Genomic DNA, 14,090 nt, shown 5'->3' on the forward strand with positions numbered 1-14,090 from the left:
ATGTTTCAATCTTTTGAGTCCACGACGCGACCTGAACAAGGGCCACCGCGTCTGGCCGCCTTGCGTGAAAAGCTCAAGGATGACGGCCTTGATGGGTTTGTCGTCCCCCGCGCCGATGCGCATCAGGGGGAATATGTTGCTGATCGCGATGCAAGGCTGGCGTGGCTGACAGGGTTTACCGGATCTGCCGGGTTTTGCGCGGCGTTGAAAGACATTGCAGGCGTGTTCGTCGATGGTCGCTACCGCCTACAAGTGCGCGCGCAAGTCGCGGACGTGTTCACGCCTGTCGATTGGCCGGAGGTTAAGCTTGCCTCGTGGCTGAAGGAACAACTCCCCGATGGTGGAAAGGTTGGCTATGATGCGTGGCTTCATACGATCCACGGCGTCAGTGATCTGACGAAAGACCTTAAAGGCAGCGGCATCGAACTGATCGCCACGGCAAATCTGGTCGATCAAATTTGGGACGATCAACCACCAGCGCCAGACGCGAAGTTCACCGCCTATCCAACTGAATTTGCTGGCGAACCCCACGCTGAAAAGCGCAAAAGACTGCCGGCAACATTGGACGCGCCTTTCGTCATCACGCTTCCAGATAGCATCGCATGGCTGCTCAACATTCGCGGCAGTGACATCAAACGGAACCCTGTGCCGCATTGCTTTGCGATCCTCCACACCGACAGAACCGTCGACCTCTTTGCCGGGGCCAACAAAGCCGATGACATCCATGACCATTTGGGGCCAGATGTGCGCATTCACACGTCAGACACTCTGCTCGAGGCACTCACTCAACTTGGCGATACTGTCAGCGTCGATCCCAAAAGCTGTCCCGCAATCATCGCAAAGACCTTAGCAGACGCCAAAATTAGCATCCATCACGCGGATGACCCCTGCGCCCTGCCCAAGGCCTGCAAAAACGAGACGGAGCTTGCCGGCACAAAAGCCGCCCACCTGCGTGATGGCGCGGCGATGGTGCGCTTTCTGGCGTGGCTCGACGCCACCGCGCCAAAGGGGAAGTTGACCGAAATCGACGTCGTCAAACAGCTTGAACAGTTCCGGCGCGAGACCAACCAGCTTTTGGACGTCAGCTTTGAAACCATCTGTGGCGCGGGCAGCGACGGGGCCATTGTCCACTACCGCGTAACAGAAGAGACAAACCGCCCTGTGCGCATGGATGAGTTGCTACTTGTTGACAGCGGCGGGCAGTACATCGACGGAACCACCGACATCACGCGGACTGTCATCGTCGGCGCGCCGTCAGACCTGCATCGCAGCTGTTTCACGCGAGTGCTGCAAGGCATGATCGCGATCAGCCGTGCGCGGTTCCCAACGGGCGTTGCAGGCCAACACCTCGACGCTTTAGCGCGGTATCCTCTTTGGCTTGCCGGTTTGGACTATGCCCACGGCACAGGGCACGGCGTTGGCAGTTATCTTTGCGTGCACGAAGGGCCACAAAACCTGTCGCGCAGGGGCACCGTCGCCCTGCAAAAAGGGATGATCCTGTCGAACGAGCCGGGCTATTACCGCGAAGGCGCCTTTGGCATCCGCATCGAGAATTTGATCTTTGTCGAAGATGCGCCTGCGATGGAGGGTGCTGATAACCGCGCCATGCTGAGTTTCGAAACCCTCACTTACGTCCCGATTGATCGTCGACTGATTGACGTGAGCCTTTTGACAGACGGTGAGCGCGACTGGCTCAACATGTACCACAGCGTCACACTTGCAAAAATCGGTCCTTTGGTCGAAGGTCGGACGCTTGAATGGCTGGAAGAGGCCTGCGCGCCACTTTGACCGGATCAATCCGTAATCGCAGATGAAAGGACACAACATGGCCGATTACATCAAAATTCGCCCAGTCGATGGCACTTGGGTGGTGCGCGCCGGTGGTGCCGTCATTGGGGAAACAAAATCAGCCCTCGAATTGACCGAAGGTAGCTATTCAGCCGTCATCTATGTCCCGCGCGACGACATGGCGATGGCATTCCTCGAAAAGTCCGAGACGACATCGAGCTGCCCGCACAAAGGCACGGCCACCTATTACTCGATCATCGCCAAAAGCGGCGCGATCCAAGATGCGGCTTGGTCCTATGAGGCCCCGTTGGAAGGTGTGGCCGACATCAAAGGGCACCTCGCCTTTTATCCCAGCAAGGTCGCAGTCGAAGAGGTTTAGGAGTGTTCCTCCGCCGCGGTGGCAGCGAGCGCCTTATTCATCACACGCAGCGCATCCACTTGAAAGAGCGCGCCCCATAGCTCTGGCGGGCTGTCTGGCGCGTCAAGCGTCACCACAGGAATGAAAGCGTGGTTGCCCTGTTCGAACAATGGCATCGCCTGTTCCAACGTCGCGTTCCCGTCGATATAGACGCCCTGCCCGATCAGATCCCAGCACGCCTCCGTCCGTTCCGCATCCTCTTCATCAACGGCGCGCATCAAGTTCGCAACTTTGAACGTGGCAAGCAGATACGCCTGAGGGCCCGCAGCTAGGTGCACATTGCGCCGCTCTAACTGCGTCAGGAAGAACGACCGATCCACCAGTTTTGACGCCAGAGAAATTGACATAGAGACGGAGACCATAACCGCCAAGCCAGTTTGCCAGTCGCCCGTCAATTCGAACACAATCAACGTGGTTGAAATCGGCGCCCCCAAAACCGCTGCCGCAACCGCGCCCATTCCTGCCAAAGCATAGAGCGTTTCTTCACCCGAAAACGCAGGAAAGACACCCGTTGCAATGACGCCGAACGCCAATCCTGTCAGCGCCCCAACCATGAGCGAGGGGGAGAAGACACCACCCCCCATCCGACCGCCCATCGTGATCGCAACAGCGATGATCTTCAGCACACAGAAGACAATCGCTTCGTGCCAAAGGAGACCGCCCGTCAGCGCGTTTGACGTCGTCTCATAGCCAACGCCGATGATATGCGGGAAGAAGATCGCGAGCCCGCCCAAAGCCGCCCCAGCAACAGCCGGCCGCAAGAAGCGTGGCAGGCCCGTGCGTCGCTCAACTGCATTTCCGATGTCTTCTGCAACAAAAATCGCCTTCATCAAAATCGCCGCCACGACCCCGCAAACCAAACCCAAAATGAGGAACGCTGGCAGTTCGACGTAAAACGCCAGCGTGTTCATGACGGGCAAGGTGAATTCGGTCACATCGCCAAATACCGCGCGGCTGACCACCGTGCCCGCAACAGATGCAATCACAATGGGGGCGAAGGCGTGGATTGCGAAGTGTCTAAGCACCACCTCCATCGCGAAGAGCGCACCTGCGATGGGCGCATTAAAGCTGGCCGAAACGGCCGCCGCGACTGCGCAGCCTAGCAAATCCCGCCCTGTGATGCCGTCTGCTTTGATGAACTTGCAGACGAGGGTCGAAATCATCGCCGCCAAATGCACCACCGGCCCTTCGCGGCCCGTGGACCCGCCTGTCGACAAGGTCACAAGGCTGGCAACGGCGGATGCTGCACCCTGCCGGACCTCAACGCGGCCTTCATGCAGGGCGGCGCCTTCGACCACATCTGCCACCGACCGCACCCGACCGTCTTTGGTGAAGCGATCAAAGATGAACCCAACGATCAATCCGCCAATCATCGGGATAATCAAAAGGTGATACCACGGCAGGCCCACCGCAAAACTGTGCAAAGCGTTGGGGTCATCGGATCCGTAAGCAAGTCCTTGCAGCAAATCAATCGCCAAACGGAACAAGACCGCCGCGACCCCGCCCAGCAGTCCAATGGCCAAAGCAATAAACCAGAACTGCACCTGACTGGGTCCGCGCGTCTTCATCACAGACAGAACGCGGCGGTATTCGGCGACTGTTTTGTCCCGCACCGAACCAATCCCTGACTTCAACGCGCCACTCATTTTGACCGGGTCCCTAGCGTCCAGAGGTTTACCATCGTAGCTTACGCAGCGAACCGATCGGGAGAAACCAGAATGTCCGTTCAAACGGCGATTGCAGCGTTGGAAACAGTCCTAGGCGATCGGCTCTCGCGGTCCAAGTCCGATTTGGCGCTGCACGGCCAGAATGAAGCACATTTTGACGTCGTTTTGCCCGATGCAGTGGCATATCCAGAAACGACGCAAGAGGTGTCGGAGATCGTGCGCATTTGCGCAAAACATGTGTGCCCGGTCGTCGCTTGGGGCACGGGCACATCGTTGGAGGGGCATGCCTTGGCCATCAGGGGCGGCATCACCGTCGATATGACCCACATGAACAAGGTGTTGGAGGTGAATACAGCCGACATGGATGTCCGCATCCAACCAGGTGTGACCCGCCACGCATTGAACGAAGACCTTCGCGCGACGGGCCTGTTCTTCCCAGTGGATCCCGGCGCGGACGCCTCCCTCGGCGGCATGGCAGCAACCCGAGCGAGCGGCACCACCGCCGTGCGGTACGGCACGATGCGTGACAACGTGCTGGGGCTTGAGGTTGTCCTCGCCGACGGTCGGATCATCCGCACCGGCACCCGCGCCCGTAAATCAAGCGCTGGTTATGATTTGACGGGTCTCTTTGTGGGCTCAGAAGGGACGCTCGGCCTTATCACAGAACTCACCTTGCGCCTGCAAGGGCAACCCCAAGCCATCGGCGCGGCGGTCTGTGCTTTTGAAACCGTCGATAACGCCGTGGATGCGGTGATCGCAACGATCCAGCTTGGCATTCCGATGGCGCGGATCGAATTATTGGATGCAGCAAGCGTGGCAGCCGTCAATGCACATGGGGATCTGGGACTACCCGAATGGCCGCATCTGCTTGTCGAATTTCATGGCAGTGACGCTGGTGTGGCTGAGGACGCGGAGACCTTCAAAGAAGTGGTCGCAGAGCACGGCGGCCAAGGGTTCGACTGGGCGGCGAAAGCGGAAGACCGCAACAAGCTTTGGCGGGTTCGGCACGATGCGTATTATGCTATCACCAAAACTCGCCCCGGGCACACGGCTCTTGTGACCGATATGTGCGTTCCAATCTCGCAACTAGCAACGGCCATCAAAGAAACGCAGGCAGACATTGCGCAAAGCGGGCTCGACGGGCCAATCTTGGGCCATGTGGGCGACGGCAATTTCCACGCGATCCTGATGATCGATCCTAACAGCGCCTCCGACTTGGACGCTGCCAAAGACCTGTCACACCGCATGGCCGAACGCGCGCTGGCCCTTGGCGGCACCGTGACGGGTGAGCATGGCGTTGGTATGGGCAAGCTAGGCTATATGGAGGCCGAACACGGCGCGGCGTGGCCGGTCATGGGCAGCATCAAACGCGCCTTGGACCCCGACTCCATCATGAACCCAGGAAAAATGGTCGATCAAAACTGAGGCTTACTGAGGCGCCTTCACGTCCCCATCAAGGCCCGCGCCGCGTCCCGAGCGGCATCCGTAATGGTATCACCCGACAACATCCGCGCGATTTCTTCGACCCGATTACCCGCGTCGAGCGGCACGACTGTTGATGTCGTCTCTGCCGCTGTTTGATGCTTCTCCACCCGCCAGTGATGTCCAGCCAATGCGGCGACCTGCGGTGAATGGGTTACGACCAAGATCTGTCCACCATCCGCGAGTTCCGACAACCGCCGTCCAACAGCGTCAGCAGTCGCGCCGCCAACGCCACGGTCGATTTCGTCAAAGATCATCGTGGTTCCACCCGACCCCGCTTGCGACAAGCAAACTTTCAAAGCCAACAAGAAGCGGCTCAATTCGCCACCCGATGCAATCTTGTTGAGCGTGCCTGCTGTCGCACCGGGGTTGGTGGCGACTTTGAACGCGACCTCATCGATCCCTTCTGGCCCTGCGTCCGTCTCAGAAATCAGTGTCTCGAAGACCGCCCGTTCCATCTTCAACGGTGCCAATTCTTGCGTAACAGCAGCGTCCAGTTTCTTCGCAGCCGCCTTGCGCTTGCCACTCACTTTCTCTGCTGCATCCTGAAACGCAGTCTCAGCAGCGCGGACAACGGCGCTTTGCGCCTCCAAAGCCTCTAAGCCCCCATCAACAACAGATAGGCGTTCCCTCAAACCATCGGAAAACGCGCTAAGATCATCGGCCAAAATGTTGTGTTTGCGTGCTAGTCCTCGAATCGCAAAGAGCCGCTCCTCCGCATCTTCAAGTTCAAACGGGTTGAACGCCAACGCATCCAAACACCGCACGATCCCCTGCTGTCCCGCATCCAACTCCACCATCGACCGCTCGATCGCGCTCATCGCCTCGTCCAACTGTCCCGCCGCATCGTCAGAGACGCCGCCCAGCCAGCGGGAGGCCTCCGTCATCATGCCTTCCGCGCCTTGCAATCCTAAAGCTTCGGCAGCTTTGGCGATGTCTTCGCGGATCTTTTCGGACGCCTGCATCAGCCGCCGTTTGGTATCCAGCGCGACCTCTTCGCCCGGCTGCGGGTCCAAAGCGTCAAGTTCGGCCACCGCATGACGCAAGAAGTCCTCTTCTTCCTTTGCCGCCGCGACTTCGGCCTCAAGCTCTACGAGCTTTGCCTTCGCCTGCCCCAATGCACGCCAATGCGCCCGAAGCGCTTCCAATTCAGCGCCAAGGCCCGCGTAGTCATCCAAAATCTGGCGATGCCCCCGCGGATTGAGCAGCCCACGATCATCGTGCTGGCCATGCAGTTCTACCAAAGTGTCTGACAGGCGCCGCAGCACTTCACTGCTGGCACGCCGATCATTGACCCACGCTGTCTTGCGGCCATCGGCAGAGTTCACGCGCCTCAGGATCAATTCGCCTTCGGCCTCAATGCCCATATCGTCCAGCACCGCCTCCGCCGGATGTCCTTTCGGCAGATCAAACCAAGCGGTCACTTCCCCCTGCTTGGCACCCTTGCGCACCAACTCAGCCCGCCCGCGCCAGCCGAGCACAAACCCAAGCGAATCCAGAAGGATCGACTTACCGGCACCGGTTTCACCAGTAAGCACATTAAGACCGGGCTGAAACTCAAGTTCCAGCCGCTCAATAATCAACATGTCTCGAATATCAAGCCCGCGTAGCATTCGTCAGGCTCGTGTCACAACCACTCGCCACGCACAACTTGGCGATAGATAGAGGACAGCCAGTTCGACCCCACGGAGCGCGCTTCCAAACCACGACCGGTCAAAAGCGCATAGCTGTCTTCGTACCATTCGGTCGATTGGAAGTTGTGGCCCAAAATCGCACCCGCTGTCTGCGCCTCATCCGTCAGGCCAAGCGACAGATAGCTTTCGACCAAGCGGTGCAAGGCTTCTGCTGTGTGGGTCGTCGTCTGGAAATCCTCGACAACGACACGGAACCGATTTGCTGCCGCCGCAAAGTGATTGCGCTTCAAATAGTAGCGTCCCACTTCCATTTCTTTAGCAGCCAAATGATCGAAGGCCAGATCAAACTTCAAAACAGACGACCGCGCGTATTCGGTATCTGGATATTGCTCGATCACACCGCGCAACGCCTGCAAGGCTTGGAACGTCAGCCCCTGATCGCGGCCAATCTCGTCAATCTGGTCATAGTAGGACAGCGCCAAAAGATACTGCGCGTATGCCGCGTCTTCGGTCGCTGGATAAAAATCGATGTACCGCTGTGCGGAGGCCCGGGAATTAGGGTAGTCATGGTCTTTGTGATAGGCGAACGCCTGCATGATTAACGCGCGTTTGGCGAATTCCGAATAAGGATAAAGCCGCTCAATCTCTCCAAAATAGAAGGCAGCATCGTCCCCGCGACCGCGATCAAGCTCAAACTCACCGCGTTCAAAGATGTCCTTGGCGCTGTACTGCTCCAACGCTCCAGGTGTTCGTGGGTCAAAGCTGCTGCAAGCGACAAGCGCAACCAAGGATGCGGTCACAAAGCCACCGCGCAACAGCCGTTTGAAACTGCTCTTCTGATTGCCTGACATTGCAAGCCCTCGCATCACCACCGCTCTTCCCCGGACGCAGTTTTCTGCCTCACGTTATTTACGTGTCTAACATAGAAAAAAGTGGTGCAAAATGCCTTTTCGGGCAACAGGCAAAGCAGGCCCTAGGCGACAGCTTCCAAATCGGCCTTTGTCAAGCCAACGCCGGGCAAACGCGCCGCCGTTTGCGCATCACAGATCACCCAGCGCCACGTTGTTGGATCCGCAAATAGCGCCCGAAGCAGCGCATTGGTGACAGCATGGCCAGATTTGACACCAACATAGCGCCCCAAAATTGGCGCGCCCGCCGTCATCAGGTCGCCAAGGGCATCAAGCATCTTGTGACGCACGGCTTCATCCGCGTGGCGCAAACCGCCCGGCGTCAAGATTGCATCGCCATCGACGACAACCGCATTTTCAAGTGTTCCACCCAAAGCCAAGCCTTTGGCATGCATCGCGTCAACGTCTGCCTGACGGCAGAAAGTACGGCTGTCCGCCAAGTGGCGCACGAACGCGCCATTGGCGAGGTTTAGCGTCTTGTGCTGCCGACCGATCGCGGCGTCGGCGAAATCGATGCTCAACTCAATTTGTGGGCTGGTCGCAGGCGTCAGCTTGGCCGTTGCATCGCCGACCGTCACCTCGACAGGCTTAAGAATTTCAATCGCGCGGAGCGGCGCAAAGGTGGACACAACTCCAGCTTCCACCAAACCACGGACAAAAACGGCAGAACTACCATCCATGATCGGAACTTCAGGGCCATCAACTGCTACGATCGCGTTGTGCACGCCACATCCGGCCAGGGCCGCCATGATATGCTCGATAGTTGAGACAGTTGTGCCATGCTCATTCGACAGGCGTGTATTCAGCGGGGACACAATCACCTTGTCCCAAGTTGCTGGCAGTTTGTTGACGGCTTCTGGCAGCTCCACACGCTCAAAAAAGATACCTGTATTCGCAGCCGCAGGACGCACTTCGACCATCACAGGTTCCCCAGTGTGAAGGCCAGTGCCTTCAAAGGTCACAGAAGTTTTCAGCGTCGTTTGCAAGTGCGGTCTCGTTTCGTAATGCACGCTAGACCTATGCGTAGGGGCTGAGGCACTCAACTCACTCTTTGCAACAAGCTGAAATAAAGCGGAAATATCGCTCACAACCGATCATAAGAAACTGTATTTGAAGCAAAAAGAGTCCTCGAAAGGCGACTCTTACGTCCCGTTACACCGATAAAGGTTGCAACGAAATATGCTGGGAAAGCAGGCCTAGTTGGCCTGCCGCCGCAAAAATGCGGGAATCTCGATGCGCTCTTGGTCCGCGTCAATCTCTTCTTCGGGCTGCTCTTCTCGAATGCTGCGCACTTGCGGTTGCTGACGTGGCGCCTGCCCTTCCGCCGCGGTACCTGTCATGCGGTTGATCAGCGAATTGATCCCAAACCGTGGCTTGTCCGCCTCTGCTGGAACCTCAGCTGCCGGAGCCGCCGGAGCCGAAGCATCCGGAGCGCGGTTCACGGCAGCCTGCAAACGGGCAATCGCCTCTGGCGTTGGTGTGCCCGGTGCGGATGCGCTTGGTGCAACATACTCTTCAGGTGCTTCAAACGCTTCCGGTGCAGGTGCCTGATACGCAGGTGGTGGCAAATCATCGCCCACTGCTGCAGGGATGTCTTCTGATACTGGCTCAATCTCTTCAAAAAGCGATGGCTCTGGCGTTGCAGCGGGCTGTTGAGGTGCTACTTCAGCCGCCACTTGTGGCGCTGGTGCTTGCACAGGCTCTGGCGTTGCAACCGGTGCTGGCTGCTCTGCCGCAACTTCCGGCTGCGGTGTCAATGGTGCGGCCATAGACCGGCGCGGCAATGGCAAATCGGAGTTCTTGGCAATCGCGTCGATGCCAGTCGCCACAACGGAAACGCGCATTTTGCCTTCCATGCCAGTGTCTAGTGTGGAGCCGACGATGATGTTCGCGTCGGAATCGACCTTTTCGCGGATCTTGTTTGCAGCTTCGTCGAGTTCGAACAGCGTCAGGTCGTAGCCACCCGTTATGTTGATCAGCACGCCCTTCGCGCCTTCCAACGAAATCTCGTCCAAGAGCGGGTTCGCAATAGCCTTTTCTGCGGCTTGGATCGCGCGGCTCTCGCCCTCGGCCTCGCCCGTGCCCATCATAGCTTTGCCCATCTCGTCCATCACGGCACGGACGTCGGCGAAGTCGAGGTTGATAAGGCCCGGACGTACCATCAGGTCAGTTACGCCTTTCACGCCTTGATAGAGCACATCATCCGCAAGGGAGAACGCCTCCGTAAAGGTCGTGTTCTCATTGGCGAGACGGAACAGGTTCTGGTTCGGGATGATGATCAGCGTATCCACAACCTTCTGCAGCGCTTCAACGCCTGCTTCAGCCTGTTTCATGCGCTTGCCGCCCTCGAACTGGAACGGCTTTGTCACAACACCGACCGTCAGCACGCCGAGCTCACGCGCGGCTTGTGCGATGATTGGTGCAGCGCCGGTACCGGTGCCTCCACCCATACCTGCTGTAATGAAACACATATGTGCACCGGCAAGATGATCGACGATCTGCTCAATGCTTTCTTCTGCGGCGGCGGCACCCACTGTTGCCCGCGCCCCTGCGCCCAAACCTTCAGTGACTTTAACACCCATCTGGATCTTCGAGCTGGACTGCGATTGCTGCAGTGCTTGCGCATCCGTGTTTGCGACAACGAACTCGACACCTTCGAGCTGCTGCTCGATCATGTTGTTCACCGCGTTACCACCAGCACCACCAACACCAAATACTGTGATACGAGGCTTCAGCTCTTCCTCTTGTCCTGGGAGGGAAAGGTTCAATGTCATGCTCATTCCGCCTGTTATCTTTGCCCGTCCCGCGGGCAGATTCTTTCATATTAGTAACACACTACCGTTTTGTCGCAGTTTCGTCACGCCCAAAGCGGAAAAAACTACAAAATATAGGCGTTTCTTTGCTTCTTTGGTGAAGATTTCGAAGCTGACGCGACACCTCGTAGTTGGCCTTTAGCGCACCACAAGCGGGTCCACTCAAACGGGCAGACCGAAGACGTCCATATGTTTCAGCAGCTTGTCCGGTAGAGTTGACGTGAACCGGACCGATTTTTCACCAATTATCCTTGAACCACTTCATAGCGCGCTTGAGCGAACGCGCGGGATAGGTTTCGGCAGGAATATCGAAATCCCACCATTCATCTTGCGGATTCGCAGCAAATAATGTGAGGCCAACCGCCCCAGAGAACGCCGGACCCGTGGCCGCCTGCGGCAAACCTTGCACCCGCAACGGACGACCGAGTCGCACCTGCTGGCCAAGGATCTTGCTTGCCAAACCGTCCAAGCCCGGGATTTGGCTCGCCCCGCCAGTCAGCACGATCTTTTGGCTCGGCAGATGTTCAAACCCAGCCGCATCCAAGCGCGCGCGCACCTCCTCCAGAATTTCTTCCACCCGAGGACGCATGATCCCAATCAGTTCGGCACGGCTGACCGTCCGGCGGTCATGCTCCCAATCTCCGGTCTCTCCACCGACCTCGATCATCTCACGATCATCCATGCCGGTGGCAAGCACGCCGCCATAAAACGTCTTGATCCGCTCCGCCGTTGCCATTGGCACCTGAAGGCCCATGGAAATATCGCCAGTCACATGGTCGCCACCCATGCGCACCGCATCGGCATAGATCATATGCTTGCGCATAAAGATGGAAACGCCCGTGGACCCGCCGCCAAAATCGATGCAGGCCGCGCCAAGCTCTTGCTCGTCCTCCACCAGCGCCGAAATACCGGAGGCGTAAGACGATGACGCAAGCCCTGCGAGTTCGAGGTCACACCGTTTGATGCAGAAGAACAGGTTCTGAACCGCAACCGCATCCACAGTCAGCATGTGCATGTCAGTGGTCAGCTTATTGCCGATCTGACCGCGCGGGTCGGCCATCGCGCTGCGGTGATCGAGGGAAAAGTTCACCGGCTGCGCATGCAGAACCTCGCGATCCGATCCGTAATCCGGCACATCGCAAGAGGCCATCACGCGCGCGATGTCATTGTCTGTGACCGTGCCACCATCAATCTCAACCATGCCATCAAGCCCGTAGGATCGAGGACGCGCACCACTCAGGCAGGCAATCACGTGATCGACGCGAACATTGGCCATCTTCTGCGCGGCTTGAACTGCAGTACGGATTGCCCGCTCGGTCTCTTGCATTGCGTCGACTTCGCCAAACCGCACACCGCGCGACCGCGTTGTCGCAGCACCAATGACGCGGAATTGCGACTGACCAGCAAGGGAGCCGATCCCATCCGCATCCCGCAAATTCCGCGGGCCATCAAACCGAAGGACAAGGCAGGCAATCTTGGACGTGCCCACATCAAGGATCGCGATCACACCGCGTTGCATCGCTGCTTTGCGCATTTGGCGCATGGCCCGCTGGCTTTCGTAGACGTCCCTGATCACTCTTCTATTCCTTCTACATTCACCCGCCGCAGTGCAGATGTGGCCTCTGATGTGAGCTGTACGGTCGCTCGTGTGCCGTTGCGCAAATCGATTGCCACAACATCGCGGTCGAGCAGGTTGTTCGTTTGGTGGAGGGCGATGACCCGATCAAGCGCCGGAATTGGCCCATCCGCTGGCAATTTGATCCGCTGCCCGCGATCTAGAACGATGTCCCAGCGGCGTTCACCCATGCGCACCAAGCCGCGCACACGGGGGGCCAAAGGGCCGGCATTGCGGAACAAGGTCAGAGCTTCTTGGAGATGTCCCTGCGCCCCGTCCCCTGCGATGAGCGGCAGATCAAGCCGATCATTTCGAGATGCAACAACACCTGTGAAAACGCCACCAGCATCCAAAAGCTGCAAATTGTCAGCCGCACGCCAAAGGGCCACGGGAATGCGCGGGGTGACTTCAACGGTCAACGCGCCGCTCTCCCCCACTCGTACACTCGCATCATCAACCGCATTCAAAGCGGCCACAGTTTCACGCATTTCTTCGAGATCGAGGTCGAAGGAAGAGACAGGAAACTCCAGCGGCAAAACGCGGCGCAGGTCAGCCTCCAACACAGGGCCAGCGCCTTTCACGTCGAGCGAGGCGACCATGAACTCCGGCCGCATCTGCACCGCCTCTTTCGCGTCGCTAATCCGTTGGTTCAACGCATCCACCCGCGCCTCATCCGAAAACCAGTTCACCGCGATGACAGCCACCAAGACCATTGGGACACCCACGCGCACAAGCGTGACGAATCCGGGCGTCAGCATCAGTCGCTGAAGGCGGTAATCCCATTTCGACGGGGCCGGATCGCGGAGCGACGCGCGGCTGGTGCGGCGGATCAGCGGTCGCATGACGCATCCTCCACCATCCAACGGCACAACTCTGGAAACGACATGCCGCAGTGTTCGGCCTGTTCCGGCGCCAGCGACGTCAACGTCATACCGGGTTGGGTGTTTGTCTCAAGCAGAATCAAACCATCCAGCCCGCGCGTTTCGTCCCAGCGATAGTCGGTCCGCGTCAGCCCGCGACAGCCCAAAGCGTTGTGCGCGCGCAAGGCGTAATCGAGGCAGGCATCGGTAATCTCTTGCGGGATGTTGGCAGGCACTTCGTGGCGGGAGCCACCTTCAGCGTATTTCGCTTGATAGTCGTACCAACTGTCCGTGATGATATCCGTGACCGCCAATGCTCTGTCGCCGACAACCGTTGTGGTCAACTCGCGGCCGGGGGCATACGCCTCCACCATCACTTGTGCAGGCATGTCGCGGGCCAATTGCGGCGGTCCGTTAGGCGCGTCGCCGACGATATAGACACCGACGGACGATCCCTCGTTGTAGGGCTTCACGACATATGGCGGCTCCATCACATGTGCTGCAGACACATCAGCGGAGTCGGCGATGATTGACCTTACAAACGGCAACCCCGCTGCGGCATAAACTTCTTTAGTGCGCTGCTTATCCATTGCGATGGCGGACGCCATAACACCCGAATGCGTGTAAGGCATCCTGATCCATTCCAGCAAGCCTTGGACGCAACCATCCTCACCCCAGCGGCCATGCAGCGCATTGAAGACGACATCAGGTGAAATCTCTTGCAGGCGCGCGACAAGGTCGGGGCCAGCATCGACCTCCACAACCTCGCATCCTGTTGCCCGCAACGCTGCTGCACACTCCCGACCCGAACTAAGCGATACGTCACGCTCTACCGATGGGCCGCCCATCAAAACAACAACCTTGGGGTCTGTCCTGCTCGACATATCCCATCCGCCTCTTGCGCG

General features: G+C 58.3%; 11 protein-coding genes. 3 read left to right on the top strand and 8 right to left on the bottom strand.

The genetic code is table 11. The features are described 5' to 3' along the window. Complete coding sequence (locus tag ACTF5F_RS04475; protein WP_438955683.1) at window positions 1-1,788, top strand: aminopeptidase P family protein; 1,788 nt, start codon at window positions 1-3, stop codon at window positions 1,786-1,788. A gap of 37 nt (window positions 1,789-1,825) precedes the next feature. Beyond that, window positions 1,826-2,167 (top strand): DUF427 domain-containing protein, encoded by a 342-nt coding sequence (locus ACTF5F_RS04480; protein ID WP_438955684.1) that lies wholly within the window; start codon window positions 1,826-1,828, stop codon window positions 2,165-2,167. On the opposite strand, the gene ACTF5F_RS04485 is transcribed toward ACTF5F_RS04480, so the two are convergent. Continuing rightward, entirely contained in the window at window positions 2,164-3,852 is a 1,689-nt protein-coding gene (locus ACTF5F_RS04485; RefSeq protein ID WP_438955685.1) for a chloride channel protein, read from the bottom strand. The genes ACTF5F_RS04480 and ACTF5F_RS04485 overlap by 4 nt on opposite strands. A gap of 72 nt (window positions 3,853-3,924) precedes the next feature. Between ACTF5F_RS04485 and ACTF5F_RS04490 the strand changes: the two genes are divergently transcribed. After that, a complete protein-coding gene (locus ACTF5F_RS04490; RefSeq protein ID WP_438955686.1) occupies window positions 3,925-5,298 on the top strand; it encodes an FAD-binding oxidoreductase in 1,374 nt (457 codons plus the stop codon). 17 nt (window positions 5,299-5,315) lie between these two features. Here the strand turns inward: ACTF5F_RS04490 and recN are convergent, their stop codons facing one another. From recN to ACTF5F_RS04525, 7 genes are all read right to left on the bottom strand, one after another. Further along, window positions 5,316-6,968, bottom strand: coding sequence for a DNA repair protein RecN (recN, locus tag ACTF5F_RS04495; protein ID WP_438955687.1), 1,653 nt, complete (start codon window positions 6,966-6,968; stop codon window positions 5,316-5,318). A 14-nt stretch (window positions 6,969-6,982) separates the two neighbouring features. Further along, window positions 6,983-7,840 carry an outer membrane protein assembly factor BamD gene (locus ACTF5F_RS04500; RefSeq protein WP_438955688.1) on the bottom strand — a complete coding sequence of 286 codons (858 nt, stop codon included), beginning with the start codon at window positions 7,838-7,840 and terminating at the stop codon, window positions 6,983-6,985. Window positions 7,841-7,962: 122 nt separating this feature from the next. Then, window positions 7,963-8,883 (bottom strand): UDP-3-O-acyl-N-acetylglucosamine deacetylase, encoded by a 921-nt coding sequence (gene lpxC, locus ACTF5F_RS04505; protein WP_438955689.1) that lies wholly within the window; start codon window positions 8,881-8,883, stop codon window positions 7,963-7,965. 210 nt (window positions 8,884-9,093) lie between these two features. After that, entirely contained in the window at window positions 9,094-10,671 is a 1,578-nt protein-coding gene (gene ftsZ, locus ACTF5F_RS04510) for a cell division protein FtsZ (protein WP_438955690.1), read from the bottom strand. A gap of 277 nt (window positions 10,672-10,948) precedes the next feature. Continuing rightward, window positions 10,949-12,283 (bottom strand): cell division protein FtsA, encoded by a 1,335-nt coding sequence (gene ftsA, locus ACTF5F_RS04515; RefSeq protein WP_438955790.1) that lies wholly within the window; start codon window positions 12,281-12,283, stop codon window positions 10,949-10,951. Next, window positions 12,283-13,167, bottom strand: a complete 885-nt coding sequence (locus ACTF5F_RS04520; RefSeq protein WP_438955691.1) for a cell division protein FtsQ/DivIB — start codon at window positions 13,165-13,167, stop codon at window positions 12,283-12,285. The genes ftsA and ACTF5F_RS04520 overlap by 1 nt, the downstream gene beginning before the upstream one ends. Beyond that, window positions 13,155-14,069 carry a D-alanine--D-alanine ligase gene (locus ACTF5F_RS04525; RefSeq protein ID WP_438955692.1) on the bottom strand — a complete coding sequence of 305 codons (915 nt, stop codon included), beginning with the start codon at window positions 14,067-14,069 and terminating at the stop codon, window positions 13,155-13,157. The genes ACTF5F_RS04520 and ACTF5F_RS04525 overlap by 13 nt, the downstream gene beginning before the upstream one ends. Window positions 14,070-14,090: the final 21 nt, after the last annotated feature.

The sequence above is a fragment of the Cognatiyoonia sp. genome (assembly GCF_965661665.1).
GTDB lineage: Bacteria > Pseudomonadota > Alphaproteobacteria > Rhodobacterales > Rhodobacteraceae > Cognatiyoonia.